The organism is Sphingopyxis sp., from assembly GCF_036402335.1.
Classification (GTDB): Bacteria; Pseudomonadota; Alphaproteobacteria; order Sphingomonadales; family Sphingomonadaceae; genus Sphingopyxis.
On sequence record NZ_DASWTD010000486.1, the window covers coordinates 1 to 4,106 of the forward strand.

Genomic DNA, 4,106 nt, shown 5'->3' on the forward strand with positions numbered 1-4,106 from the left:
CACGCCCGAGTTGCAAAGGTCCACCGCACGCTCGACCATCGACGCGTCCTTATACTCGACCATCTTGCGGACGGTTCCGTCGGCATCGGCAATGATCCGGCCGTAAGCGGCCGCGTCCGCCGGACGAAAACCAAGCACCGCGACCGCCGCACCGCCATCGAGCGCTCCGCACAGGCGCAAGACAGTTTCGGCGGTCAGCATCGGGCAGTCGCCAAAGCAAACCAGGGCGATTCCATCAAAACCGGCCAGCGCATCCTTCGCCTGCAGCGCAGCATGCGCGGTTCCGAGCTGCGGCTCCTGAACCGCGACGACCGCGCCGGTCCCGGCGAGCGCCGCTTCGACCTGTTCGCGCTTGTCGCCGACAACGACAACCGTCGCCGTGGGATTGAGGCCTGCCAGGCCGCCGAGCAAATGCAGCAGCATCGGACGCCCCGCGATCGGGTGCAGCACCTTGTGCAGGTCGGATTTCATGCGGGTTCCCTTGCCCGCGGCAAGGACGATGGCGGCGATCTTGTTGCTCATGCGCGCTGCCATGCCAGCAAATCATTGCGGTTTCCAGCACATCACGCCATGCGCAGCCGATGAACGGATTTCCTTTTGCGATCGTCGGTTTCGACCTCGACGGCACGCTCCTCGATACGCTCGGCGACCTTGCCGCCGCGGTCAATCATGCGCTGGCGCTCGTGGACCGCGCCCCGCTGGGCGAAGACGCCGTGCGACCGATGATCGGCCGCGGCGCGAAGCATATGCTCGAGGAAGGATTGCTTGCGAGCGGCGGTGTACCCGATGGTTCGATCGAGCGGCTCTATCCCGAACTGCTGCGTTTTTACGAGGCACATATCGCGGTCCGCAGCCGCCCCTTCCCCGGCGTGATCGCGGCGCTCGACCGGCTCGATGCGCTCGGCGTCCGCACCGCGGTCGTTACCAACAAGGCCGAGCATCTCGCGCGCCTGCTGCTCGCCGAATTCGGCCTTGCGGACCGCATGGCGGCGATCATCGGCGGCGATACGCTCGCGACCCGCAAGCCCTCACCCGAACCCGTTCATGCGATGATGGAGCGATGCGGGGGCGGGCGAGCGGCCTTCGTCGGCGACAGCATCTATGACGTGACCGCGGCGAAAGACGCCGGCGTGCCGAGCGTTGCGGTCAGCTTCGGCTTCCTCGACCGGCCCGCGCAGGAACTGGGCGCCGACCATGTCATCGACCATTTCGACGAACTGGTTCCTCTGCTCGCGAACCTCTAGCGCTTGCGCCATTTCGTCCAGAGATGCTTCGCGAGCATCGCGGGCGGCATGCGCAGCCAGTGCGAGCGGATGTAGAAGGCCTGTTCGAGCAGGGGCTGCGTCACCCGCCCCCAATCATCGCGTGCGAACAACCGGCGGCGAAACCAGCCGTCGCCCGGATCTTGCCGGTCCCAGCCTTCGGGCAAGCACGCGCCATAAAGATCGCGCGACAGCCGCGCCGCGCGGTGTACCGCACTGCGCAGCCCGTGCAGCGCGGCGCGCCCGTCGAGCTTGCCCCAGAAGCCGGCATCGGCCGCCGCGAAATCGCGCGTCATCGTGTGGAAATCCCACAGGTTGCGCAGCCCGCCCTGCAAATCGCCGTCGGCGAGCATGTGCGCCGCGCAGTGGCACGCCATGTCGGTCGGTTGCAGTACCGCATAACCGCCACTACTCGTCACCGCGTCGCTGACCAGCGCGAGCGCATCGGGGGTGATCCGGTGCGTCCGCGGCAGGATCGTGTGGTGGACGTCGATCATCCGGTCGCGCGCCTTGTGAATCAGCGGTGGCAGCTCGTGCATGTGCTCGCGGTAATAGAGATCGTCATAGGGGTCTGACTTCACCCATTCCCATCCGGCGTTGAGCAACTCGTTTTCGGCGCGCCGAATGTCGGATGCGAGGACGAGGATATCGAGATCGCCGATCTGCCGTCCCGCAGCGCACGCCATATCGGCAGCGGCATAGGCGGCGCCCTTCAAAAGCACGAATTCGATTCCAGCAGGCGTCAGCGCACGGCACGCCATTTCGGCTTCCCACAAAGCCTGCGCCCGCGTGACCTTCGCGGCCCCTCGCTGATCGGCGAACAGCCCGGCAACCGTGGACGGAAGCGCAGCATGTTCCAGCCGATGCGCGAGCGTCGCGAGCATGGCCTCGCTCCGTGCCACGCCGATCACCCCGTCCCAGTCGCGCGCAATGAGCGCCGCCGGATCGCGCCGCCCAGCGAGCAGGTCGACGAAGGCAACAACCGCGCTCACCGCACAGCCTCCGCCCAGAGGTGCTCGACCAGGGCCATGCCCGCCGCGCTGTCGGGATAGGTGATGCCAAAAGCCGGCGTCTCGCGCACCAGTCGCGTCAGCGCGGCAAAGCCCGCTTCCCCGAGGGCGACATAATTGGTCGATGCCTCGGTCAGCCGCACGAACGCCTCGCCCTCGCCCATCGGTTCGCTGCCCGCCTCGCCGCCGAAACGCGGGAAGAGCAGCAGCGCGGGACGCACGGGCTCGTGCATCGCGGCGATCGCGTCGGCGCGCGGGATCAAATGGCGGATATCGCCTTTCGGCGTCCCCGCAAGGAGCGGCCCCAGCCGCGCCGCATCGACGCGCGCCGCGACCTCGGCGATCGCCTCATTCTTCAGGCTGACCGCGCGTGGGAAAGCCAGGGCATCGCCGGGCGCCGGGTCGATCAGCGTGAACTCATCGCCCATCAGCCGCCAGCCGCCCTCGCCCAGCAGCGCCGCGAGCGTCGATTTGCCCGATCCCGACTCGCCCGACAGGATCAATGCGCGGCCGTCTTTCGCAACCGCGCTCGCGTGGAGCAGCATGTGCCGCCGCCAGCCGAGTGCGATCTGCAGGTTCATCCCCATCTCGGCGGCGAGCAGCCCCATCGACAGCGGCAACGGCAGCGCGTCGGGGATGACAAAGTCGCCACCGATATGCACCGAAGGCCGTAGCCAGCGTCGCCACGGCCGCGCCGCGAACAGGCGGACGGTCGCGTCCGCAGGCCGCGCGTCATCCTGTGGGTAGCCGGCATAGAGATGACCCAGCGCCGCGATCGGTTCGGCCCAGTCGCTGCCGATGCGAAACTGCACCGGGCCGACCCTGATGCGCGCACTATGCTTCACGCGCGCTCGACCAGTCCCATCGCCGCCAGTTCGGCGAGCCGCTCGGCAAGGATCGGCTGCACGTCTTCCGCACTGTCGAAATCGAACGCCGCCGCAAGCCGGGCGGCGATATCCGCCGCGTTACATGCCTCGGCACCCATCGCATCGAGAATTTCAGGCATCGGCGCTACCACAAGATGCGTCTGCATCGACCGCCGGTCGAAAATCGCGGTCAGCTCACCCAACGGTTCGACGCGCAGCGCGCCCGGCGGCGCGGCGCGGTAGGCGCGATCAGCCATAATCTTCGGCGGCGGCGGTCAGTTTCGCGAGGATCGCCAGCAGCGTCGCACGTTCGGTCGCGCTGATGTTCGATTCGAGCTGCGCTTCACTGGCCAGCGCCGCAGGAACGATCGCGTCATACAGCGAACGCCCGGTTTCGGTGAGCTCGAGATGGTGCGAACGCCCGTCGACCTCGTGCGCCTCGCGCTCGATCAGCTGGCGATCGGCGAGCGCCTTTGCCGCGCGGTTGACCGTGACCTTGTCCATGCGCGTCGCCTCGACCAGCTCGCGCTGCGTCTTGGGCTGCCCTTCGCCAAGCACCGCCATCAGCCGCCATTCGGGAATCTTCAGCCCGAAGCGGTTCTGATATTCGGCGGCGATCCGGCTCGACAGGGCGTTCGATGCGATGGACAGGCGGTACGGCAGGAAATTATCGAGATTCAGCTTCTTTGCGGCCATGCCTTACCAATCCCCAAACTCGTAACCCGGCAGGTGCCATCCTATCGCCTGTTTCGAACCTGTGAAGGGCGGAACGACGCGAAAATCAGAAAGAAGCGCGCGCGCCGATCCAGAGCGTCCGCGGGGTCGCGCGCTCGACGATCCCCGACGACGAGATTGCGGCGGGCACCAGTTCGTCGAACAGATTTTCGCCCCGCGCCTCGACGCTGATTCCCTCGGCCAGCCGCCACGACAGCCCGGCATCGAGCGTCAGCGCGTCGCCGAGTTCGAGC

At 67.2% G+C, this 4,106-nt stretch carries 7 protein-coding genes; 1 reads left to right on the plus strand and 6 read right to left on the minus strand.

The genetic code is table 11. The features are described from left to right. A partial coding sequence (locus tag VGD20_RS15885) for an NTP transferase domain-containing protein (RefSeq protein ID WP_331135371.1) occupies positions 1 to 522 on the minus strand: 522 nt, incomplete at its 3' end. 59 nt (positions 523 to 581) lie between these two features. On the opposite strand from VGD20_RS15885, the gene gph reads away from it, so the two are divergent. Further along, positions 582 to 1,244 carry a phosphoglycolate phosphatase gene (gph, locus tag VGD20_RS15890; protein ID WP_331135372.1) on the plus strand — a complete coding sequence of 221 codons (663 nt, stop codon included), beginning with the start codon at positions 582 to 584 and terminating at the stop codon, positions 1,242 to 1,244. Here the strand turns inward: gph and VGD20_RS15895 are convergent. The 5 genes from VGD20_RS15895 to VGD20_RS15915 form a co-directional block, all read right to left on the minus strand. Next, positions 1,241 to 2,254: a nucleotidyltransferase family protein gene (locus VGD20_RS15895; protein ID WP_331135373.1), complete on the minus strand. Its 1,014-nt coding sequence runs from the start codon at positions 2,252 to 2,254 to the stop codon at positions 1,241 to 1,243. The genes gph and VGD20_RS15895 overlap by 4 nt on opposite strands. Further along, positions 2,251 to 3,117 carry an HprK-related kinase A gene (locus VGD20_RS15900; RefSeq protein WP_331135374.1) on the minus strand — a complete coding sequence of 289 codons (867 nt, stop codon included), beginning with the start codon at positions 3,115 to 3,117 and terminating at the stop codon, positions 2,251 to 2,253. The genes VGD20_RS15895 and VGD20_RS15900 overlap by 4 nt, the downstream gene beginning before the upstream one ends. Further along, positions 3,114 to 3,395 carry an HPr-rel-A system PqqD family peptide chaperone gene (locus VGD20_RS15905; RefSeq protein WP_331135375.1) on the minus strand — a complete coding sequence of 94 codons (282 nt, stop codon included), beginning with the start codon at positions 3,393 to 3,395 and terminating at the stop codon, positions 3,114 to 3,116. Before VGD20_RS15905 ends, VGD20_RS15900 begins: the two co-directional genes overlap by 4 nt. Continuing rightward, a complete protein-coding gene (locus VGD20_RS15910) occupies positions 3,388 to 3,834 on the minus strand; it encodes a MarR family winged helix-turn-helix transcriptional regulator (protein ID WP_331135376.1) in 447 nt (148 codons plus the stop codon). Before VGD20_RS15910 ends, VGD20_RS15905 begins: the two co-directional genes overlap by 8 nt. A gap of 85 nt (positions 3,835 to 3,919) precedes the next feature. Then, positions 3,920 to 4,106: TonB-dependent receptor (locus tag VGD20_RS15915; RefSeq protein WP_331135377.1), on the minus strand; the 187-nt coding region annotated here is incomplete at its 5' end.